The organism is Streptomyces sp. W16, assembly GCF_033194735.1.
GTDB lineage: Bacteria > Actinomycetota > Actinomycetes > Streptomycetales > Streptomycetaceae > Streptomyces.
In genome coordinates this window covers 1-19,813 of record NZ_JAWOAI010000058.1, presented here as the reverse complement: position 1 = coordinate 19,813, position 19,813 = coordinate 1, and the positions used below count along the sequence as shown (strand labels likewise).

Below are 19,813 nucleotides of genomic sequence, written 5' to 3'. Positions count from 1 at the left end.
AGGGCTGGTCGACCGCCAGGGCTTGTTGACCGCCTGAGCCGTCAGCCGCCCTGTGCGGAGGTCAGCCCCTCGATCCGGCCCAGCACCGACACCTTGCCGCCCCGCTTCGGGTCCAACGCCACCTGGTTGGACACCAGTTGGAGGGTGAGGGACTGCTGCACGGCGCCAGTCGTCAGCGCCTGCACGTCCTTGTTCTGGGCCGGCACCGAGGTGCCCGTCGCCGCGGTCTCCTTCTGGAAGTAGCGCGTGGTGCAGAACACCAGCGCCCCGCCGTCCGCGGTGCGCAGCGCCAGCGGCGCGTAGTCGCCGTTCGTCAGCGGTTCGTCGAGGAACTGGACGGCCAGACCGGGCTTGGTGGCCTTCTCGCGGTCCGCGCGCCACGCGCTGGTGTGCGTGCCGTCCGCGAAGTCCGTCCCGCCGCTCTTCAGATACGTCACATAGCGCCGGCTCAAGTCCCCGGGCGCGACGGCGAGTTCGGCCGAGTTCATGGGCACGGCCTCGGCCCAGCCGTCCTTGTCGGTCCTGAACTTCGGTACGGCGGTGGGCGCGAGCAGGGTCAGATACGCCACCTGCCACGGCTCGGACAGGTCGTTGCGCGTGAACACCAGCAGCCAGCGGGCGCTGCCGCCCTTGTTGGCGGCGGTGTCGGCGAGGAACCAGCGCGGCCAGCCGGCCTTCTTCGGGATGGTGAACTTCGCGTCCGTCAGCTCCAGCGGCGAGTAACTGGGGTTGCCCGACGGATAGTTGGTGTGCCCCGCCTTCAGCCGCGCCGCGTCGATGTCACCGAGCGCGCCGGTGACATGAGCGGCGTCCAGGGAGCTGTCGTACGCCTTGTCCGCCGCGTTGTACGCGGTCGTGAACTGCTGGAGCGCCTTGGCGGCCTCGGCGCGGGTGGTGGCCGGGAGGACCTCGCGTTCCCCGTGGACCACCACGCACCCGCTCGCCGTCAGCGACAAAGCGGTCACCGAGGCCGCTATCAGTACGCGCCGGTCAAGCCTGCGGAGCCTTCGAGGGCTGCGATCCCTGCTCATCAGGTGTCTTCACCTTCCCCTTCCCGGAGGCGAACCCTACCGGGGCGAAGAACAGGGTGAGCGTGGGGATCAGGTACAGCAGCCACACCGTGATCTGTAGGACGGTCGGGTCCGGCTGGAAGTTGAAGACGCCCTTGAGGAGGGTGCCGTACCAGCTGTCCGGCGGGATCGTGTCGCTGATGTCGAAGGCCAGCTTCGTCAGCCCCGGGATCCAGTCGGCCTCCTGCAAGTCGTGGACGCCGTACGCCAGTACACCCGCCGCGACGACGACCAGCATCGCGCCGGTCCAGGTGAAGAACTTGGCGAGGTTGATCTTCAGGGCGCCCCGGTAGAAAAGCCAGCCCAGCAACACGGCCGTGGCCAGGCCCAGTCCCACGCCGACCAGCGGGCGCGGGGTGCCGTCGCTCGCCGCGTGCACCGACGCCCACACGAACAGCGCGGTCTCCAGGCCCTCGCGGCCGACGGCGAGGAACGCGGTGGCGACCAGCGCGCCGGTGCCCATCGCGAGGGCCGCGTCCAGCTTGCCGTGCAGTTCGGCCTTGAGGTGCCGGGCGGTGCGCCGCATCCAGAACACCATCCACGTCACCAGGCAGACCGCGATGACCGACAGCGAACCGCCGAGCGCCTCCTGCGCCTTGAACGTCATCTCCTGGGAGCCGAATTCGAGCGCGCAGCCGAAGCCCATCGCGATGAGCACCGCGGCGGCGATGCCGATCCAGATCGGCTTCAGCGCGTCCCGCCGGTCCGTCTTGACCAGATAGGCGATCAGGATGCAGACGACGAGACTGGCTTCGAGGCCCTCGCGCAGCGCGATCAGATAGTTGGAGAACACGGGTCACGCCTCCTTGGAGAACAGCGTGCTGCCCCACCAGTCGTCCTTGTCACGGACGCCCGGCGGGACGGCGAAGACCGCCGAACCCACGTGCTGGATGTACTCGTTGAGCGCGTCGGTCGCCGACAGCCTGCGCTGCAGCGGGATGAACCCCTTGCGCACGTCGCGCTGGTAGGCCAGGAAGAAGAGGCCCGCTTCGAGACGGCCGAGGCCGTCGGTGCCGTCGGTGAAGGAGTAGCCCCGGCGCAGGATGGTGACCCCGCCGTTGGAGTCGGGGTGTGCGAGCCGGACGTGCGCGTCGGGCTTCATCGCCTTCAGGAACGGCGCGTCGTGCTCCTTCGCCTTGCCGACCGGCGCACCCTCGCCCTTGTCGCGGCCGAAGACGTCCTCCTGCTCCTGCAGCGAGGTCCGGTCCCAGGTCTCGATGTTCATCCGGATGCGCCGGGCGACGAGATACGAACCCCCGGTCATCCAGGCCGAGTTCTTGGCGACATCCCCCTCGTCGACCCACACGAACTTCTTCAGCCGGTCCGTCTCGGTGCCCGCGATGTTGCGGGTGCCGTCCTTGAACCCCATGAGATTGCGGGGCGTTTGGGCTCCCGGGGTCGTCGACGACGTTTTCCCGAAGCCGAGTTGGGACCAGCGGATGGCGACCTTGCCGAAGCCGATCCGGGCCAGGTTGCGGATCGCGTGCACGGCGACCTGCGGGTCGTCGGCACAGGCCTGGACGCAAAGGTCGCCGCCCGTACGGGACTTGTCGAAGTTGTCGCCGGGAAACTGCGGAAGGTCGACGAGCGCTTCGGGGCGGGCGTCCTCAAGGCCGAACTTCTCGAAGAACGAAGGCCCGAAGCCGATGGTGAGGGTCAGCCGCGAGGGCTTCAGCCCCAGCGCCTCACCGGTGTCGTCCGGCGGCGCCTCGGCGAGCCCGCCGTAGGCCCCGTCGCCGACCGCGAGCCCGCCGGTCATCCGCCGGGCGGCGGCCGTCCAGTCCTTCAGCATCTGTACGAACTCGGCGCGGTCGTCGGTCTTCACGTCGAACGCGGCGAAGTGCAGCCGGTCCTGCACGGGCGTGGCGATGCCCGCCTGGTTGGCGCCGTGGAAGGCGACCGCGGCACCGGTGTCGGCGCCCGCCGGATCGACGTCCTCACCGACCCGGGTCATCGCCACCGCACCACCGGCCGCGACGGCACCGAGCGCGAGCCCGGCACCGCCCCAGCCGATCAGCGAACGGCGGGACGGGCTCTCGGATTTCGGGGTCTCGGCCATGGTGGTCCCCTACTTCACGACGGCGGCGGCGAGCTTGGACAGCGGCTCCGCAAGGGCGTTGACCGCGTCCGACAGCTCCTTGCGCTGGTCCTTGGTGACCTTGTCGTACGACACGAAGCCGTCCGAGGTCGTGGTCGAGCGGTACTTGTCGAGCAGCGTGTCGATCGCGGCGAACTGCTTGTCCAGCTCGGTGGTCAGCGCCGCGTCGTTCTTCTGCGCGACCGGCTTCAGCAGCTCGTACGCCTTCCGCGCGCCGTCGACGTTGGCCTTGAAGTCGCTCAGGTCGGTGTGCGAGTAACGGTCCTCCTCGCCGGTGACCTTGCCGGTGGCGACCTCGTCGAGGAGCTCCTTGGCGCCGTTGGCCATGGAGGTCGGGGTGATCTCGGCCTTGCCGACCCGCTTCTGCCAGTCCTTCAGATCGGTGAGCAGCTCATCGGCGAGGGCCTTCTGCTCGGTACCGACCTTCTTGTCCACCCACAGGGCCTTCTCCAGCGCGTGCCAGCCGGTCCACTTCTGGCCCTTCTCCAGGTCGTTGACGCGGGTGTCGGTCTTGGGGTCGATGTCCCCGAACGACTCGGCGATCGGCTCGGTGGTCTCCCAGCCGACGCGGGAGGGCGCGTAGGCGTTCTTGGCCGCGGTGATGTCGCCTGCCTTGATGGCGTTGACGAAGGTCTCCACCTTCGGGATCGTCGCGTCGGCCTCCTCCTGCGCGTACTCGCGGTAGGCGGCGACGGCCGCGTCCAGCTTCGGGTCGCGCTTGGCGACCGAGCCACCGGTGACGGTCAGCTTCTGCCGCACACCGTGGCCCTTCATACCGGGCCGGCAGGCGATCTCGTACGCCCCCGCCTTCACCTCGGCGGTCAGCGTGTACTTGGTGCCCGGCCCGATGTTCTCCTTCTCGGAGACGATCCGGTCGTCCGGGAAGAGGATCTCGACCTCGGTCGCCTTCGAGCCGGTGTTCTCGATCTTCAGCGTGACCTGTCCGGCCGGGATCGACTTGGTCGAGGTCGTGCACTTGGAGTCGGCCGCGGTCACCTGGATCGCGGCACCGTCCTTGGCGTCGCTCTTCGCGGTGCACGCCGTGACGGCGGTCAGTGCGGCCGCGGCGGCGACAGCGGTGACGACGGGAAGTCGGACGGCACGCATGCAGGCTCCAAGCGGGAGAGTGTGGTGAGGCTGCCCTAACTTACCTGAGGCTTACCTCACTCATACCCGCCCGGGTGGGTATTCACTGCCCACAGAAAAATCACAGACACGGCTTGATCTCGCCGGCGGAAAACGCGTGCCAAGAGGTGGTCAAGGAATGGTCAAGCAGGGCGGCGTGGAGTCACGACGACCGCCCCCGTGCGCGGATGCGGGAAGACCTCAACTGCCTGGTCGTAGACGTCCGAAAGCAACTCCTCGGTGAAAACGTCACGTGGCGGACCGTCGGCGGCGACACGACCGGCGCGCAGGATCGCGACCCGGTGCGCGTAGGCGGCGGCCAGCGCCAGATCGTGCAGCACCACGACCACCGCGTCCCCCGCGTGCGCCCTTTCGCGGCACAGCCGCAGCACCAGTTCCTGGTGCCGGAGGTCGAGCGCGGCGGTCGGTTCGTCGAGCAGCAGCAGCGGCGCGCGCTGGGCGAGCACCCGGGCGAGCGCGACCCGGGCCCGCTCACCACCACTGAGCGCGGAGAACGGCCGTAGCGCGAAGTCCGTGACCTCCGCCCGCGCCATCGCCTCGGCCACGGCGAGATCGTCCTCGGCGGGGGAGGAGGTGTGCGGTGCCCGCCCCATCCGTACGACGTCCTCGACCGTGAACGGGAAGGAGAGCGTGGCCGATTGGGGAAGTACGGCCCGGCGCAGGGCGAGTTCGGGCGCGGACCACTCGGTGGCGGGCCGGCCGTGGATCCGTACGACTCCGGCGGCGGCCGGGAGATCCGCGGCGAACGCCCCCAACAGCGTTGATTTACCTGCCCCGTTGGGCCCGACGAGGGCAAGCACCTCACCGGCGCGGACGGGCACGGAGACCCCGTGGAGAACGGCCCGCTGCCCGAGCCGGACGTGCAGGTCCTCGGCCTCGGCGAGGATGTCGCCCGGTTCGGCGGGGGTGGGGGGCTCGGGGCGGCTACGGAGGAGTCTCATGCGCGGGCTCCTTGCGGGTGGGGGATAGGCGGCGCTGTTCGGCACCGCCGGGATGGTCCGCGGGGGCTGGACGCCGTTGCGGCGGAGGGGAGTTGGCGGGAGGAGGAGAGGTGGTGGGCGGAGGCAAGTTGGCGGGTGGGGAAGAGGCGGCGGGCGGTGGAGAGTCGGCGGATGGAGGAGCACCGGCGGGGGGAGGGGGTTTGGCGGGTGGTGGAGAACCGGCGGGCGGAGAAGGGTTGGCACGCGGAGATGAACTGACCGGTGGTCGAGAACTGGCGGCCGGAGGAGCAGGGGCGCGGGGAACTGCGCGACCAGCCCCCACCGGCCCGCACCCCCCAACACACCTCCCGTGGCAGTCTCGACCGGGAAACGGACACGGACACGGTGTTCCACGGGCCCTGCATCACGCCCAACCCCCTTGCCTGCGCCGCGTCCTGCGCAGCAGCCAGAAGAAGAACGGGCTGCCGAGCAGCGCCGTCAGGACGCCCAGCGGGAGTTCCGCCGGAGCCGCGACCGTGCGGGCCGTCAGGTCGGCGGCCAGCAACACCAGCGCGCCGAGCAGCGCACTCGCCGGGATCAGGAACCGGTGGCCGGGCCCCGCCGCCATCCGCAGCAGATGCGGTACGACCAGGCCCACGAAGCCGACGATCCCCGAGACGCTGACCGCCGCCGCCGTGAGCAGTGCGATGACCAGGACCAGGACGATCCGGAGCCGTTCGACGTCGACTCCCAAGTGCCGGGCGGGGCGTTCACCGAGGGCCAGCAGGTCCAGCCGGCCCGCGTGGAACGGCGCGAGGGTCAGGCCGACCGCCGCGCACGGCAGGACCGCGAGGACCTTCGGCCAGGTCGCCTGGGAGAGCGAGCCGAGCTGCCAGAAGGTGATCTGGTTGACGGCCGCGGTGTCCGCGAAGAACAGGAACAGGCCGATCAGCGCGCCCGCGAACGCGTTCAGCGCGATCCCCGTGAGGATCAGCGTCACGACCTCCGTACGGCCGCCCGAGCGCGACATCGCGTAGACCAGCAGGACCGCCGCGAGCCCCGTCACGAACGCCACCGCCGACACCGTCCAGGTGCCGAGGAAGTCGAGCCCGAGCGCGATCACCGCGACCGCGCCCACCGCCGCACCCGAGGACACCCCGATGACCCCGGGCTCGGCGAGCGGATTCCCGAACACGCCCTGCATCAACGCCCCCGCGCAGCCGAGCGAGGCGCCGACGAGCAGGGCGAGCGCGATCCGGGGGAAGCGGACGTTCCACAGGACGGACTCCGGTACGCGGTCCAAGGCCCCGCCTCCGAGCCCGAGCCGGTGCTGCACCGACGACAGCACGTCCCCCGTCGGGATCGGATACGCGCCAAGACCGGCCGCCACCGGGACGAGTACGAGCAGGGCCACCACCAGCCCGACGGTGAGCAGCCAGGCGGTGCTGCGCTCGCGTCTCACTTGGTGTCGTCCCCGTAGAGCTGGTCCACGATTGACTTGAGTACCTGGTCGGTGCGCGGCCCGTAGTTGAGCAGCACCCCGTCCTCGATCGACACAACCCGGCGGTCCATCCCGGCGGGGGTCTGCGCGACACCCGGGATCTTCACCAGCCCGTCCACCCCGCCGACGGACTCAAGTCCCTTGGTCATGACGAGAATCGCGTCCGGCGCGGCCTTCGCCAGCGCCTCGGTGGTGATGGCCGTGAAGTCCTGCTTCAGCCCCGACTCCGCGCCCGCGTCGACCGCCCCGGCTGCCTCAAGCAGCGAGGTCGCGCCCGAGCCCGTGCCGCCGATGAGATACACGGACGCGGACCCGCGCAGATACAGGAACGCGACCCGCGGCTTCTCCTTGTGCGCCGGAATCGCCTTGCGCACGGCGGCGATCCGCTCCTCCGAGCGCTTGGTCAGCTCCTTGCCGGCGGCCGGTACACCGAGCGCGTCGGCCACCGCCTGGATCCGCGGGCCCACATCCGCCAGGCCCTGCGCCGGATCGACGACCAGCACCGGGACACCGGCGGCACGGATCTGGCCCATGGCCTCGGACGGCCCGGTGGTCTTCTCGGCGAGGACCAGGTCGGGCTTCAGCGACAACACACTCTCGGCGGAGACATCGTGGTTGCGGGTGACCAGCGGGAGTTCCGCGGCCTGTTGGAAGGTGGCGGTGATGTCCCGGGCCACGACCCGGTTGCCGAGCCCGAGCGTGAACACGATCTCGCTGAGGCTGCCGGAGAGCGGCACGATGCGCCGCGCCTTGTCGACGGTGACCTTCTTGCCGTCCGCCGACCTTACGGTGACCGGGAGTTGGGGTTCCGGTGTGTCGGTCAGCGGCTCCACCCGGTTGGCCGCGGCGGTGGCCTTCGTCGACGCCGTGGCCGCGGAGGTGTCCGTGCCCCCGCATCCGGTGAGCGTGAGCGCGAGCACGGTCAACAGTGCTCCCGCCAGTCGTGTGCGCAAGCGTGGCACGGTCCCGCCCGTCTCTCTCGGTCCTTCGGACACCGCCGGTTCTCCCAGGCACTGTCGTTTCTGGTGAGGAAAGCTTAGGTTAGCCTTACCTTTGTTCGCTACCGGCAGTCGTCACCGGAGGACTCATCCATGCCTGCGCGCCTGAAAGCCCTGGTAGCCGTGTTGTGCGCGGCGGTTCTGGGCGCCCTGCTCCCGGCGGCCCTTGCGCACGCCGAGAGCCGTACCGTGCAGGGTGGCCGGCTCGACTGGGGCATCAAGTCCTCGTTCCAGAGCTATGTCACCGGGCCCATAGCGAACGGCAGTTACTCGCTGACGGGCGGCGCGGCGACCGTGGGCAGCAGCCAGTTCCGCTTCCCCTCGGCGACGGGTTCGTACGACGGCTCGACGGGCGCGTTCCGCTCGTCCTTCGCGGGCGGGGTGCACTTCGTCGGCCACAAGAAGACCGACGGCAGCTACGAGTTGGACCTCACCCTGAGCCGCCCCACGGTCCGCATCTCGGGTTCGACCGGCACGCTCTACCTGGACGTCACCAGCAAGGCGAAGGGCACGGGGACGGTCACGACGTCCTCGCAGGTGCCCTTCGCCTCCCTCGCGCTGCGCGGCATCAACATGAAGGCCGGCAACGTCACCGGGGTCGTCCTCAACGACATGCCCGCCACGCTCACCGCGCAGGGTGCCAAGTCCTTCGCCGGCTATTACACGGCCGGCACCGTGCTCGACCCGGTGAGCCTCGCGGTCGACGTCAAGGCCGCGGCCACCAGGACCGCCACACCGTCACCCACCAAGTCGGCTGCTGAGAAGGAGACTTCGAGCGGCGCGATCGCGGACGGCGCCGTCGACTGGGGTGTGCGCCGCACCTTCCGGGAGTACGTCACCGGTGACATCGCCAAGGGCAAGTGGACGCTCTCGGCGGGAGCCGAGGACGGCGGTGCCCTCTTCCGCTTCCCCGACGGTGAAGGGACGTACCGGAGCGGGGAGTTGACGGCCTCGTTCAAGGGAGCGGTGCGCTTCACCGGCGCCGGGGGCCTTGATCTGAAGCTGAGCGGGGTCCGCGCCGCAGTCGACGACGGCAAGGGCACGCTCTACGCCGACGTCACGAGCGCCGACTTCACCGGCGAGAAGGTCCCGCTGGTCACCTTCACGGCAAAGGGCCTCAAGGCGACCAAGGGCCTGGCGAAGGTCACCGAGGCGCCCGCGAAGCTGACCGCGCAGGGTGCCGAGGCCTTCGGCGGGATGTACCGGGCGGGCACCGCCATGGACCCGGTGTCCCTGGCCGTCGCCCTCACCGACGACGCGAAACTGCCCGCGCTGCCCGACCTGGGCACCACACCCACGGCAAGCGCGACACCGGAGGAACAGTCGGCCCAGCCGAAGGTGTCCGCCGAGCCGGTCGCCGACAACTCCGATGGTGGCAACGGCACTTCGGCCGTCCTGTCGATCGGCCTCGGGGTCGTCGCCCTGCTGCTGGTGGCCGCGCTCGTCTTCCGCAGGCGCCGTACGCGCCCGGCCACCGCCGAGGCGATCGCGCCCGAAGAGGACTGAACCCCCTTCCCTGTCCGCCGGTCGGCGGACCACTCACTCACCCAAGGAGAACCACGGCCATGCCCGTCAGACCTCGTCATTCCTTCGCCCTCGCCGCGGCCGTCGCGACCGCCGCCGCGCTCGGCGCCACCGCGCTCGCCACGACCACCGCGTCGGCGGCCGAAGTCCCGCTCAGCGGCTACGAGTTGACCTGGGGCATCAAGCAGTCGTACCGCACGTACGTGACCGGCGCCGCGCTCGGCTCCTTCACCGCCGCCGACGGCGCCTCGCAGGCCGCCGACAACGGAGCCTTCACCTTCACCGACGGCACGGGCACCTACGACACCGCCGGCCACACCCTCCACCTCACCTTCAAGGGCACGGTCACCGCCAAGTCGACGCTGCACGGCTTCGTGCGGGAGATGTCCGACTTCCAGTACGACAGCGCGGCGGGCACCCTCACCGCCGACCTGGTCTCCGACGGCGGCGCCAAGCAGCAGGACGTGACACTCGCCACGGTCGCCGCGCCCACCAGCCAGGACCTGACGAATCTGGCCACCACGCTGACCACCGCGGCGGCCGACTTCCTCGGCAGCCCGTCGTACGCCAACGCGGCCGGCGACCTGCTGTCGGCGGTCAAGCCGGCGTCGACGACATCACCGTCCACGAGCTCGACGCCGACGAACTCGACGACCCCGTCCGTCACACCCACCCCCACCGGCACGGCCACCAACACGACCACCCCGAGCACCACGCCCTCCACAAGCGCGAGCCCCTCGGACACCGCCTCCGAACCGGCCGCCACCAAGGGCGACATCGCCGACGGCATCCTCACCTGGGGCGTCAAGGAGTCCTTCCGCTCCTACGTCGTCGGCAGTGTCGCCAACGGCAGGATCACGACCTTGGACGGCGCGGCCCAGGCCACCGGCAACGGCGCCTTCACCTTCACCGGTGCGACCGGCAGCTACGACGCCGACGCCGACACCCTCTCCGCCGCCTTCGAGGGCGCGGTGAACTTCAAGGGCCATGAGGACAACGGCACTTACGGCCTCGACCTCACCTTCGCCGACCTCAAGGCGACCCTCGACGGCGGCTCCGGCAAACTGACGGCGGACGTGACGAGCCTCGGCGAGAAGTCCGAGGACGTCGTCCTGGCCGACCTGAAGGCCGACTCGACCGACCTCGCCGCGAAGAACGACGTCATCACCCTCGACGACGTCACCACCACCCTGACCGCGGCCGGCGCGAAGGCCTTCGGCGGCTTCTACCAGACCGGCGCCGCACTGGACCCGCTGGACCTGACGGTGGCGCTGACCGCCGACGCCGACCTCCCCTCGGACGGTTCGTCGTCGTCGAGCGGCACAGGCGACTCCTCCGACAACTCCGGTACGACAGGCTCGACTTCGGGTGGCGTCACCGGCTCCACCACGGGCGGCGACGTGACCGGCTCCCTCGCCTCGACCGGTTCCGAGATACCGGTGGCGGCCCTGGGCACGGCGGCTGCGGTCACTGTGGCGGCGGGCGCGGGCGTGGTGTTCGCGATGCGCAGGCGGCGTACGGAGGCGTAAGACTGTCCCCTGTGGACAACAGGGGGCGCAGAGAACCGCTGACGGAGGACGGACTGGTGCTGGCCGTGACAGGCCGGCCCGGTCCGTCCCCGCTGCGTTTCGAGACGGCGGACGGTGGACGACGGCTGCTGCGCCAGGGCGAACGGCCGTTGTTCCTGGGCCGATTGGACGGCGACGGCTGCTGCCACGACCTCGTCCTGCACCGCTTCGACAGCTACCGCTCACCCCTGCCGCCCCTGCGTGCCACGCAGCAGCGTTCGGACGTCAACTGGGTTCACCAGTACGCCCGTTGCCTGGAGGAGTCACCGGAGAGCCCGCTGCACGACGGCCGTTGGGTCCTGACCCGGCGCGACCGCTTCGCCCCCGGCATCTGGACCACGGACTTCGTCCAGGAGTGGCCGAACGGCGGCCTGGAGCTGTACTGCGGTGGCGGCTGGCACGGCATCCTGCCCCTGCGCCGGCTCTCCCCACCCGACGCCCCGCGCGTGAAGGCGTACCGCAAACACGCCCGCGAGGGCACCCTCGCACCCGTCCTCTTGTGGTGGCTGACCTTCCTCGACGGCTGGCTGATCCTCGACGGCCACGACCGCGCGGTGGCCGCGCTCGCGGAGGGCACGCAACCGGTGTGCGTGGAGCTGCGCCGCGTACCGGACGAGACGGACTGGCGCCGCACCGCCGACGAGATCACCGAGGCACACGAACAGCGCATGGAACGACTGGCGGCCCGCCCCACGCACCCGGGCCTCGCCCACCAACGGGCCACGCTGGACAGGGCGTTCGGCGACACCCTGTCCGCGCTGCCCTACGACAGCGCCCCCACCGCCACCTGGCCCCTCCCCGGCGGAGCCCCGGCCTGGGATGACCTCGCGGCCCGCGCGATGTTTGAATGCCCCCGTGACTGACTACGACGTGCTGCGTGTCTTCTGCGGCCCCAGCGGCGGATACGGCAACGAACTGGGCGTCGTCCGCGAGGGTTCCGTCATGCCGGACCCGGACGAGCGGCAGGTGTTCGCCGGGAAACTCGGCTTCAGCGAGACGGTGTTCGTCGACGACCCCGAGCGCGGAGTCATCGACATCTACACCCCGACCACGCGCCTGCCCTTCGCCGGCCACCCCTGCGTCGGCACGGCCTGGCTGCTGGACATACCCGAACTGGTCACCCCCGCAGGCATAGTCGGCGCCCGCCTGGACGGCGAGTTCAGCTGGATCGAGGCCCTCCCGGAGTGGGCCCCGCCGCGCACCCTGCGCCAGTACGCCACCGCCCCCGAGGTCGACGCCCTGCCCGTGCCCCCGCCCGGCGAGTGGATCTACGCCTGGGCCTGGGAGGACGAGGCGGCGGGCCGTGTCCGCGCCCGCGCCTTCCCCGGCCGGGACGACGGCATCCACGAGGACGAGGCGACGGGCGCGGCGGCGTTGTTGTTGACCGACCAGTTGGGCCGGGCTCTCAACATCACGCAGGGTGCGGGTTCTCAGATACTTACGGCGCCGCAGCCCGGGGGTTGGGTCGAGGTCGGCGGCCGGGTTTTCCTGGAACGCTGACTGCTCGACTCCGGTCATTTTCAGCCTGTCCGGCGTTTGAGGACGAGGCCCCTTCAGGGCCGAAGCGGGGGTCTGGGGGCGCCGCCCCCAGGAGCGGTCACGCCGAGAGCGGAAACTCCTCACCCAGCGCCCGGAACACCCCGGTGTTCAAGGCGAACGCCCGCTTGCACTCCGCCACGATCCGCTGCTTCTCCAGATCGTCGGCCTGGATGCCGTCCAGCAGCTCCCGGTACCCCCGCTTGAACGCCGCCGGGTTGCCGATCCCCTCGAACACATAGAACCGCACCCCGTCCCCCCGCCGCGCGAACCCCCACGTCCGCTCCGCCTTGCCCCGGATGATCTGCCCGCCGGAGAGGTCCCCGAGGTAACGCGTGTAGTGATGGGCGATGTACCCGGCCGGCCACGACTCCGCACACTCCCGCACCCGGTCCGCATAGGCCCGTGTCGCAGGCAGCGCGGTCAGCCCGGCCCGCCAGTCCGCACCCCGCAGATGCTCAAGGTCCCGCTCCAGCGCGGGCAGCCGGAACAACTCGGCCCGGATGAACGGTCCGGTCACCGGATCCGCCGCGAGGCGCTCCGCACCGGTCTCCAACGCCTCGTAGACGAACCACAGTTGCTCGGTGTACCGGGCGTACGCGTCCACGCCCAGCCGGCCGCCGAGCAGATCGCTCATGAAGGTGGAGGTCTCGGCCTCCACATGCTGTTCGTGGGACGCGGTGCGGATGACTGTCGAGAAGGAGTCCATGAGCTCTATCCTCCAAGGTAAGCCTTACCTAAGTCAACAGGTTTACCGACAGCCTGTCGGTAAAAGCGTACAAGAAAAACGGCCCGCTCCCCGAGGGAACGAGCCGCCGTGATCCTTACGGGATCGTCGTGATCCCTACGGGAGGGTGAGAACCTCCGCCCCCGTCTCCGTCACCACCAGCGTGTGCTCGAACTGCGCCGTCCGCTTCCGGTCCTTCGTGACGACCGTCCACCCGTCGTCCCACATGTCGTACTCGTACGACCCCAGCGTCAGCATCGGCTCGATCGTGAACGTCATCCCGGGCTGGATGACCGTCGTCGCGTGCGGGCTGTCGTAGTGCGGGACGATCAGGCCGGAGTGGAAGGACGAGTTGATGCCGTGGCCGGTGAAGTCCCGGACCACGCCGTACCCGAAGCGCTTGGCGTACGACTCGATGACCCGGCCGATGATGTTGATCTGGCGGCCCGGCCTGACCGCCTTGATCGCGCGGTCGAGGGACTCGCGGGTGCGCTCCACCAGCAGCCGCGACTCCTCGTCGACGTCACCGACCAGATAGGTCGCGTTGTTGTCGCCGTGCACCCCGCCGATGTACGCCGTCACGTCGAGGTTGATGATGTCGCCGTCGCGCAGCACCGTGGAGTCCGGAATGCCGTGGCAGATCACCTCGTTGAGCGAGGTGCACAGGGACTTGGGGAAGCCGCGGTAGCCGAGCGTGGACGGATAGGCGCCGTGGTCGCACATGTACTCGTGCGCGACCTTGTCGATCTCGTCCGTGGTCACACCCGGCGAGATGATCTTCGCGGCCTCCGCCATCGCCCGCGCGGCGATCCGCCCGGCGGTCCGCATCGCCTCGATCGTCTCGGGGGTCTGCACCTCCGGCCCCGTGTACGGGGTCGGCGCGGGCTTGCCGACGTACTCGGGGCGACGGATGTTTCCGGGCACGGAACGGATGGGAGAGAGCTCCCCTGGTACGAGCAGCGACTGGCCAGACATGCCAGCGAGTCTAACCAGCGGACATGGGGGAACATGGCCGTAGGGAAAGGAGCCGTTGATGGCCCTGTTCAAGAAGCGCACGGTCGGGAAGCCCGGCGAGTGGTACTACTGCCTCGAACACAAGAAGGTCGAGGAGGGGCCGGAGTGCCCCGGCAAGGATCGCTTCGGGCCGTACGCCACCCGCGCGGAGGCCGAGCACGCGATGGAGACGGCCCGCGAGCGCAACCTGGAGTGGGAGAACGACCCCAAGTGGCACGACGCCACGAAGGGGAGCGCAGACGAGGACTGATCAGGCATGGGCGGTGGCGTCGACGGCGCGCTGCTCCTTCAGCCGCAGCGCGTGCTCGTCCGTCCTCGCGTCGTACGACATCAGCTTGGGCAGCCCCGCGGCCAGCAGCCCCACCGCGCCCACGCACATCAGCCCGCCCGCCCACACCGACGTCCGCACCCCGGTCAGCGCGGCCGTACCGCCCGACCGGACCTGACCCAGCTGCGGGCCCACCGAGTACGACAGCAGCTCGATCCCGGCGAGCCGGCCGCGCAGCTCGTCCGGGATCGTCTGGTTCCACATCACCGCGCGGAAGATCCCGCTGACCATGTCGCAGCCGCCCGCGACGGTGAGGAACAGCAGCACCAGCCATACGTTGCCCACGGCACCCGCGCAGGCGATCGCCGCGCCCCACAGCGCCGCCGCCAGCACCACCATCCGCCCGTGCCGATGGATCCGCGAGGTCCAGCCACTGGTCACACTCACCAGCAGGGCGCCCGCCGGGACCGCCGAGTACATCAACCCCAGCGCCCACTCGGCGTGCAGATCGTCCGCGAGGAACGGCAGCACCGCCAGCGGCATCGCGAAGAACATCGCCGCGAGGTCGATCGCGTACGTACCGAGGAGCTCCTTGCGGCTCCACGCGTACCGGGCGCCCTCCGCGATCGACCGCAACGAGGGCTTCCGCGCCTCATGAGCACCGGGGGAGGCGGCGATACGGAAGATCATGACCACGGATACGACGAACGTCAGCGTGTCCGCCGCGAACGCGTAGGGCAGCCCCGCGAACGCCACCACCACACCCGCCAGCGCCGGTCCCGTGACCCCGCCGACCGTCCAGCGCAGGGAGTTGAGCGCGGACGCGGCCGTCATGTGCTCGTGCGCCACGATCCGCGGCCACAGCGAGTCCAGCGCGGGCCGCTGGATCGAACCGAGCACGGAGGTCAGGGCGGCGAAGACATACAGCGGCCATACGGCGGGGTGCGGCAACAGCGAGTTGAACAGCAGCGCCCCGCAGAGCACGCCCTGTCCGACCTCGGTCCAGACGATCAGCTTCCGCTTGTCCCACGCGTCGGCGAGCGCACCGCCGTAGAGCCCGAACACGATCAACGGCACGAGCTCTACGGCACCGACCGCGCCCACCGCCGCTGCGGAACCGGTGAGTTCCTTGATCTGCACCGGGAGCGCGACGAACGTCAGGAAGTTCCCGAAGTTCGAGATCAGCCCCGCGAGCCAGAGCCTGCGGAAGTCGGCGGAGGCGTGCCAGGGGGCGAGGTCGGGGAGGAGGGCGCGGAGGCGGGTAGGGGGTGTGGGGGAGTCGGCAGTCACAATCCGCCACGATCAGCGGGAGGCGCCGACTGGGCAACTGCTTTTCTCGCCCACCTCTTGAGCGAGCGAGACGGGTGGGCGGGTGGGAAATTCACCAGCGGGCAGGCGGCGGTGCCGTCAACTGGTCGGTGAGACGGGAGAGTCGGTCCCGGAACCGCCTCCGCCCCCGCGCCGCCGGCAACACGTTCTCCCCGGCCGCCGCGCTGACCAGATGCTGCACGGTGTCCAGATCGAGGTCGGTGCCTTCCGGTACGGCGAGCGACTCATGGGCCAGGGACGCCAGTTCACGGTCCTCGGAGCCCAGCGAGAGGACGGTCGCCCCGGCCCGGCGGGCGTCGTGCACCCGTTCAAGGAGCGGATCACCCGGCCCTTCCGGCGACACGACGAGCAGTGTCTCACCGCGCCGGGCCGCCTCGATCCGGCCGAGTCCGACGGCCAGATGGGCCGGGTCGGAGGGGCGCGCGTCATGCCGTACGAGAGTCGGGGCCAGTTCGGGCGTGCCCGACCAGGCGGCCTCGTCGACCAGATGCGCCGCGAGATGCCACGGCTCGTACGCGGGCGTGCCCACCAGCAGCAGCCCGCCCCCGTGCGCCACCACGGACCCGCGCAGCACCCCGGCGAACCGCCGCGTGGCCCCCAACCACTCGGTCCCGGCGAGCACTTCACGAAGCAGCGCGACCCGTACGGCGTCCATGTCCGCGCATCCTGCCGCAACCGGCCACTCGTGACGTGGAGTTCACCACGAATTCGCCCAACTTGGGGATGGTGCGGGCTCATCGGCCGCACGTCGCACAAGGAGCCACCTCATGACGGACACCGCAGAAGTCACCGTCCCCTTCCGCGCCGGTCAAGGGGGCTACGCGAGTTACCGGATCCCGGCGATCGTGGTCTCCCGCGCCGGCACCCTCCTCGCGTTCTGCGAGGGCCGGGTCGCCTCCGCGAGCGACTACGGCCACATCGACATCGTGCTGCGCCGCTCCACCGACGGCGGGCGCACCTGGGAGCCGTTGACCGTCGCCGCCGACAACGGCAGCGACCTCGCGGGCAACCCCGCCCCCGTCGTCCTGGACACCGGCCGCATCCTGCTCGTCCACGTCCGCTCGGCCGCCGCCGCGAGCGAGGACGCCATCCTGCGCGGCAAGGTGAAGGCGGCCGACGGGCGGCGGGTGTGGGTGCGGTACAGCGACGACGACGGGGTCACCTGGTCGAGCCCCACGGAGATCACCGAGCAGGTGAAGAAGCCCGAGTGGCGCTGGTACGCCACCACCCCCGGGCACGCGATCCAGCTGAGCACCGGCCGCGTGGTCGTCCCCGGCAACCACACGCTCCCGCCCACCGGCACCGACGTCGGCAACGAGGCCAAGTACAACAGCGGCCACTGCCTGCTCAGCGACGACCGTGGCGAGACCTGGTACCTCGGCTACGTCGACGAGAACACCGACGGCTACGTCAACTGCAACGAGACCACCGCCGCCGAACTCCCGGACGGGCGCGTCTACTTCAACACCCGCAACGACTCCCCGTCCCCCGGCAACCGCGCCGACGCGCACTCCGAGGACGGCGGGAAGACCCTCGTGAAGCCGTTCCGCCCGCAGGCCGGTCTCGCCGCCCCCGTCTGCGAGGGCAGCGTCCTCCAACTCCGCGACCCCGACCTGCTGTTGTACTCCGGCCCCGGCGACCCGGCCGCCCGCGCCCTGATGACCCTGCGCGGCTCGGCCGACGGCGGCACCACCTGGCGCCCGGTGTTCACGGCCGACGGCCTGCCCGCCGCCTACTCCGACCTCGTCCGCGTCGACGACGACACGGTCGGACTCCTCTACGAGACCGGGGACTTCGGGGCGTACGAGACGATCACCTTCCGCCGGGTGCCCGTGACCGGCCTGACCTGATCAGTGACGTGCCTCACCCGGTCCATTACGCACCTCACCTGAGCCGATGCGGGCGCCGGGGCGGACGTAAAGTCGGCCCATGACCTCTACCGACAGTGCTGCACAGACCCCCGCGACGCCCCCGGCGAAGGCCCCCGCCAAGGACCCGTGGGACCTCCCCGACGTCTCCGGACTGGTCGTCGGCGTGCTCGGCGGGACCGGGCCGCAGGGCAAGGGCCTCGCCTACCGGCTCGCCAAGGCCGGCCAGAAGGTGATCATCGGCTCCCGCGCCGCCGACCGCGCGCAGGCCGCCGCCGACGAACTCGGCCACGGTGTCGAGGGCGCCGACAACGCGGAGACCGCGCGCCGCAGCGACGTCGTGATCGTCGCCGTGCCCTGGGACGGCCACGGCAAGACCCTGGAGTCGTTGCGCGAGGAGTTGGCCGGGAAGCTCGTCGTCGACTGCGTCAACCCGCTCGGCTTCGACAAGAAGGGCGCCTACGCGCTGAAGCCGGAGGAGGGCAGCGCCGCCGAGCAGGCCGCCGCCCTGCTGCCGGACTCGCGGGTCGCCGCCGCCTTCCACCACCTGTCGGCCGTACTGCTCATGGACACGGAGATCGCCGAGATCGACACCGACGTCATGGTGCTGGGCGAGGAGCGCGCCGACGTCGAGATCGTGCAGGCGCTGGCGGGCCGTATCCCCGGCATGCGGGGCGTCTTCGCCGGGCGGCTGCGCAACGCCCACCAGGTGGAGTCCCTGGTCGCGAACCTGATCTCCGTCAACCGCCGCTACAAGGCACACGCGGGACTGCGCGTCACGGACGTCTGAGCGGGTGGGGGACACTGGTGGCGGCCGACCCGCCAGTGTCCCCCCTCGTTCCGCCGACAGGAGCCGATCCCATGCCCCGCCTCGCCCTCTACGCCCTCGTCGTCTGCCTGCTCGCCGTGGCCGCGGCGGTCGTCTCCTTCGTGGAGGGCAGCTGGATCGGCATCGTGTGGGTACTGCTCGCGGGGCTGTCGTCCAACATGTGCTGGTACTACCTGAAGCGCGGCAGGACGGTCTAGGTCCAGAAGCGGTAGAGGCTGTAGCCGCTCGACGTCTGCCAGTCGCTGACGCCGAGGCCCCGCAGGACCGCGTCGATCATGTCGAAGAACTCCCGGTTGATCGACGGCACCCACAGCAGCGCGAACACGAACAGCAGGCCGAACGGCGCGAACGGCTCCACCTGCCGCTTGATGTCGTTCGACAGCCAGGGCTCGATCACGCCGTAGCCGTCCAGACCAGGCACCGGCAGGAAGTTCAGGATCGCCGCGGTCACCTGGAGCAGGGCCAGGAAGGCCAGCGCGTACTGGAAGTCGGCCGGCACCCCGTCCAGGGCGTGCAGCCAGAACGGGGCCGTGCAGACGGCCGCGAACAGTACGTTCGTCAGCGGGCCCGCCGCCGAGATCAGGCTGTGCTTCCAGCGGCCGTGGATGCGGCCCCGCTCGATGAACACCGCGCCGCCGGGCAGACCGATGCCGCCCATGATGACGAAGATCACCGGGAGCACGATGCTGAGCAGGGCGTGCGTGTACTTCAGCGGGTTGAGGGTCAGATAGCCCTTCCCGCCGATCGAGATGTCACCGCTGTGCAGCGCGGTGCGCGCGTGCGCGTACTCGTGCAGACACAGCGAGACGATCCAGGCGGCGGTCACGAACAGGAACACGGCGATGCCCGGCTTCTCGGCGAACCCGGTCCAGGTGGCCCAGCCGGTCACCGCCGTGACGGCCAGGATCCCGAGGAAGACGGGACTGATCCGCCGGTCGCTCGGGCGGGTGGTGGTGGCGGTCATGGAGGCGGGCTCCCTGCTGGGGTCGGTGGAACGCGAAGCCCGACGGTACCGGGCACAAGGGGAAAACGTCTCGCGGGTGGCCGCCGGTTCCGGGGAAGGTGGAGGCATGGGACTCTGGCACGCGATCTACGCCCCCGTCACCCCCTCGGGGCGGCGGCTCTCCCGGGCCGTGCCCGCAAAGTCCCGCCTGCCCCCCTGCGGCGTCCGGGCGGACGACGGGACTTCGCGGACACGACCAGGCCGTGCCCGGCGCCGCGCCGCCCCAACCCCGTGACCGCTTCCGCCGCCACCAGAGACAATGGACCCCGTGCGCTATCGCATTCTCGGCACCACCCAGGCACTCCGCCCCGACGGCACCCCCGTCCCGGTCGGCGGGGCGCGGCTGCGTGCGCTGCTCACCGTGCTCGCCCTGCGGCCCGGCAAGGCCGTGCCCGCGAGCTTCCTGGTGGACGA

The 19,813-nt window shown here is 70.5% G+C and carries 20 protein-coding genes; 8 read left to right on the top strand and 12 right to left on the bottom strand.

All coding sequences use genetic code 11. The annotated features are described in order from the left end of the window. Positions 1-41: 41 nt before the first annotated feature. The 7 genes from R6V09_RS10735 to R6V09_RS10705 form a co-directional block, all read right to left on the bottom strand. Positions 42-1,031 carry a hypothetical protein gene (locus R6V09_RS10735; protein ID WP_317881136.1) on the bottom strand — a complete coding sequence of 330 codons (990 nt, stop codon included), beginning with the start codon at positions 1,029-1,031 and terminating at the stop codon, positions 42-44. Further along, the gene (efeU, locus tag R6V09_RS10730; RefSeq protein ID WP_317881135.1) at positions 991-1,863 is read right to left on the bottom strand and encodes an iron uptake transporter permease EfeU; all 873 of its coding nucleotides are present in this window, start codon (positions 1,861-1,863) and stop codon (positions 991-993) included. The genes R6V09_RS10735 and efeU overlap by 41 nt, the downstream gene beginning before the upstream one ends. 3 nt (positions 1,864-1,866) lie before the next feature. Beyond that, complete coding sequence (efeB, locus tag R6V09_RS10725) at positions 1,867-3,129, bottom strand: iron uptake transporter deferrochelatase/peroxidase subunit (RefSeq protein ID WP_317881134.1); 1,263 nt, start codon at positions 3,127-3,129, stop codon at positions 1,867-1,869. Between the two features lie 9 nt (positions 3,130-3,138). After that, on the bottom strand, positions 3,139-4,275 hold the full coding sequence (gene efeO, locus R6V09_RS10720) for an iron uptake system protein EfeO (protein ID WP_317881133.1): 1,137 nt from the start codon (positions 4,273-4,275) through the stop codon (positions 3,139-3,141). A gap of 161 nt (positions 4,276-4,436) precedes the next feature. Then, complete coding sequence (locus tag R6V09_RS10715; RefSeq protein WP_317881132.1) at positions 4,437-5,255, bottom strand: heme ABC transporter ATP-binding protein; 819 nt, start codon at positions 5,253-5,255, stop codon at positions 4,437-4,439. 403 nt (positions 5,256-5,658) lie between these two features. Then, a complete protein-coding gene (locus R6V09_RS10710; RefSeq protein ID WP_317881131.1) occupies positions 5,659-6,696 on the bottom strand; it encodes a FecCD family ABC transporter permease in 1,038 nt (345 codons plus the stop codon). After that, complete coding sequence (locus tag R6V09_RS10705) at positions 6,693-7,688, bottom strand: heme/hemin ABC transporter substrate-binding protein (RefSeq protein ID WP_442810015.1); 996 nt, start codon at positions 7,686-7,688, stop codon at positions 6,693-6,695. Before R6V09_RS10705 ends, R6V09_RS10710 begins: the two co-directional genes overlap by 4 nt. 138 nt (positions 7,689-7,826) lie before the next feature. Between R6V09_RS10705 and R6V09_RS10700 the strand changes: the two genes are divergently transcribed. Genes R6V09_RS10700 through R6V09_RS10685 form a run of 4 tightly spaced genes read left to right on the top strand, consistent with a single transcriptional unit; the run spans position 7,827 to position 12,325 of the window. Then, positions 7,827-9,239, top strand: a complete 1,413-nt coding sequence (locus tag R6V09_RS10700) for an HtaA domain-containing protein (protein WP_317881129.1) — start codon at positions 7,827-7,829, stop codon at positions 9,237-9,239. A gap of 59 nt (positions 9,240-9,298) precedes the next feature. Further along, the gene (locus tag R6V09_RS10695; RefSeq protein ID WP_317881128.1) at positions 9,299-10,786 is read left to right on the top strand and encodes an HtaA domain-containing protein; all 1,488 of its coding nucleotides are present in this window, start codon (positions 9,299-9,301) and stop codon (positions 10,784-10,786) included. Positions 10,787-10,797: 11 nt separating this feature from the next. Continuing rightward, complete coding sequence (locus R6V09_RS10690) at positions 10,798-11,688, top strand: hypothetical protein (RefSeq protein ID WP_317881127.1); 891 nt, start codon at positions 10,798-10,800, stop codon at positions 11,686-11,688. After that, the gene (locus R6V09_RS10685) at positions 11,681-12,325 is read left to right on the top strand and encodes a PhzF family phenazine biosynthesis protein (RefSeq protein ID WP_317881126.1); all 645 of its coding nucleotides are present in this window, start codon (positions 11,681-11,683) and stop codon (positions 12,323-12,325) included. Before R6V09_RS10690 ends, R6V09_RS10685 begins: the two co-directional genes overlap by 8 nt. A 97-nt stretch (positions 12,326-12,422) precedes the next feature. On the opposite strand, the gene R6V09_RS10680 is transcribed toward R6V09_RS10685, so the two are convergent. Together R6V09_RS10680 and map are read right to left on the bottom strand one after the other, a co-directional pair. After that, on the bottom strand, positions 12,423-13,070 hold the full coding sequence (locus R6V09_RS10680; protein ID WP_317881125.1) for a biliverdin-producing heme oxygenase: 648 nt from the start codon (positions 13,068-13,070) through the stop codon (positions 12,423-12,425). Positions 13,071-13,205: 135 nt separating this feature from the next. Continuing rightward, positions 13,206-14,063 carry a type I methionyl aminopeptidase gene (gene map, locus R6V09_RS10675; protein WP_317881124.1) on the bottom strand — a complete coding sequence of 286 codons (858 nt, stop codon included), beginning with the start codon at positions 14,061-14,063 and terminating at the stop codon, positions 13,206-13,208. Positions 14,064-14,121: 58 nt separating this feature from the next. On the opposite strand from map, the gene R6V09_RS10670 reads away from it, so the two are divergent. Continuing rightward, the gene (locus tag R6V09_RS10670) at positions 14,122-14,352 is read left to right on the top strand and encodes a hypothetical protein (RefSeq protein WP_317881123.1); all 231 of its coding nucleotides are present in this window, start codon (positions 14,122-14,124) and stop codon (positions 14,350-14,352) included. Here the strand turns inward: R6V09_RS10670 and R6V09_RS10665 are convergent, their stop codons facing one another. Continuing rightward, the gene (locus R6V09_RS10665; RefSeq protein ID WP_317881122.1) at positions 14,353-15,660 is read right to left on the bottom strand and encodes an MFS transporter; all 1,308 of its coding nucleotides are present in this window, start codon (positions 15,658-15,660) and stop codon (positions 14,353-14,355) included. Positions 15,661-15,751: 91 nt separating this feature from the next. Beyond that, positions 15,752-16,354 (bottom strand): hypothetical protein, encoded by a 603-nt coding sequence (locus R6V09_RS10660; RefSeq protein WP_019067285.1) that lies wholly within the window; start codon positions 16,352-16,354, stop codon positions 15,752-15,754. A gap of 112 nt (positions 16,355-16,466) precedes the next feature. On the opposite strand from R6V09_RS10660, the gene R6V09_RS10655 reads away from it, so the two are divergent. The 3 genes from R6V09_RS10655 to R6V09_RS10645 all read left to right on the top strand — a co-directional run bounded on the left by R6V09_RS10655 (position 16,467) and on the right by R6V09_RS10645 (position 18,593). Beyond that, the gene (locus R6V09_RS10655) at positions 16,467-17,549 is read left to right on the top strand and encodes a sialidase family protein (RefSeq protein WP_317881121.1); all 1,083 of its coding nucleotides are present in this window, start codon (positions 16,467-16,469) and stop codon (positions 17,547-17,549) included. Positions 17,550-17,628: 79 nt separating this feature from the next. After that, positions 17,629-18,357 (top strand): NADPH-dependent F420 reductase, encoded by a 729-nt coding sequence (gene npdG, locus R6V09_RS10650; RefSeq protein ID WP_317881120.1) that lies wholly within the window; start codon positions 17,629-17,631, stop codon positions 18,355-18,357. A gap of 71 nt (positions 18,358-18,428) precedes the next feature. After that, the gene (locus R6V09_RS10645; RefSeq protein ID WP_317881119.1) at positions 18,429-18,593 is read left to right on the top strand and encodes a hypothetical protein; all 165 of its coding nucleotides are present in this window, start codon (positions 18,429-18,431) and stop codon (positions 18,591-18,593) included. Here the strand turns inward: R6V09_RS10645 and R6V09_RS10640 are convergent. Beyond that, positions 18,590-19,360 carry a site-2 protease family protein gene (locus tag R6V09_RS10640; RefSeq protein ID WP_317881118.1) on the bottom strand — a complete coding sequence of 257 codons (771 nt, stop codon included), beginning with the start codon at positions 19,358-19,360 and terminating at the stop codon, positions 18,590-18,592. The two genes, R6V09_RS10645 and R6V09_RS10640, sit on opposite strands and share 4 nt — an antisense overlap. Between the last annotated feature and the right edge of the window lie 453 nt (positions 19,361-19,813).

Bases quoted from the DNA above. Each gene is read 5' to 3' on its own strand.
- R6V09_RS10735 (WP_317881136.1), bottom strand. From the start codon at position 1,031: ATGAGCAGGGATCGCAGCCCTCGAAGGCTCCGCAGGCTTGACCGGCGC.
- efeB (WP_317881134.1), bottom strand. From the start codon at position 3,129: ATGGCCGAGACCCCGAAATCCGAGAGCCCGTCCCGCCGTTCGCTGATC.
- efeO (WP_317881133.1), bottom strand. From the start codon at position 4,275: ATGCGTGCCGTCCGACTTCCCGTCGTCACCGCTGTCGCCGCCGCGGCC.
- R6V09_RS10715 (WP_317881132.1), bottom strand. From the start codon at position 5,255: ATGAGACTCCTCCGTAGCCGCCCCGAGCCCCCCACCCCCGCCGAACCG.
- R6V09_RS10700 (WP_317881129.1), top strand. From the start codon at position 7,827: ATGCCTGCGCGCCTGAAAGCCCTGGTAGCCGTGTTGTGCGCGGCGGTT.
- R6V09_RS10695 (WP_317881128.1), top strand. From the start codon at position 9,299: ATGCCCGTCAGACCTCGTCATTCCTTCGCCCTCGCCGCGGCCGTCGCG.
- R6V09_RS10680 (WP_317881125.1), bottom strand. From the start codon at position 13,070: ATGGACTCCTTCTCGACAGTCATCCGCACCGCGTCCCACGAACAGCAT.
- map (WP_317881124.1), bottom strand. From the start codon at position 14,063: ATGTCTGGCCAGTCGCTGCTCGTACCAGGGGAGCTCTCTCCCATCCGT.
- R6V09_RS10670 (WP_317881123.1), top strand. From the start codon at position 14,122: ATGGCCCTGTTCAAGAAGCGCACGGTCGGGAAGCCCGGCGAGTGGTAC.
- R6V09_RS10660 (WP_019067285.1), bottom strand. From the start codon at position 16,354: ATGGACGCCGTACGGGTCGCGCTGCTTCGTGAAGTGCTCGCCGGGACC.
- R6V09_RS10655 (WP_317881121.1), top strand. From the start codon at position 16,467: ATGACGGACACCGCAGAAGTCACCGTCCCCTTCCGCGCCGGTCAAGGG.
- npdG (WP_317881120.1), top strand. From the start codon at position 17,629: ATGACCTCTACCGACAGTGCTGCACAGACCCCCGCGACGCCCCCGGCG.
- R6V09_RS10645 (WP_317881119.1), top strand. From the start codon at position 18,429: ATGCCCCGCCTCGCCCTCTACGCCCTCGTCGTCTGCCTGCTCGCCGTG.
- R6V09_RS10640 (WP_317881118.1), bottom strand. From the start codon at position 19,360: ATGACCGCCACCACCACCCGCCCGAGCGACCGGCGGATCAGTCCCGTC.